The 468-nt window shown below is 53.0% G+C and carries 1 pseudogene; it reads left to right on the top strand.

What is annotated here, in order from left to right:
* Positions 1–468 (top strand): annotated as a pseudogene (locus BGK49_RS27950) (IS1 family transposase); the annotation flags it as partial.

Genomic DNA, 468 nt, shown 5'->3' with positions numbered 1-468 from the left:
TTTATCGACATGGCCGTAGTTGTTCCCGGCATGAGCGTTTCCGTTGTCGCTCATGTAAACGTGTTTTCCAGCTCACTTACTCTTATGAAGCCAGAAAACTCGGCGTTAAGGAGCAGATCGTTGAAATGGCACATAACGGCGCAGGGGGCTGTTATACCGCCAGAACACTGAAAATCGGCATCAATACCGTCATACGGACATTAAAAAGCTCTCGCCCCGGCGGATAACATCTGCGCCAGTCGCTCACGCTGATGTTGCCCTTATCTGTGAACTTGATGAGCAGTGGCGCTTCGTTGGCAGCAAGGCGCAACAACACTGGCCCTGGTATGCGTACAACACTAAAACTGGCGGTGTGTTGGCTTACACTTGCGGGCCACGGAATGATGAGACCTGTCGGGAACTGTTAGCCCTGTTGACTCCGTTCTGTATCGGCATGGTGACCAGCGATGACTGGGGCAGCTACGCCAG

It is taken from the genome of Shigella sp. FC1544 (assembly GCF_001722145.1).
Taxonomy (GTDB): domain Bacteria; phylum Pseudomonadota; class Gammaproteobacteria; order Enterobacterales; family Enterobacteriaceae; genus Escherichia; species Escherichia coli.
The sequence above is the reverse complement of the archived record's forward strand: the minus strand, read 5'-3'. Positions and strand labels throughout refer to the sequence as shown.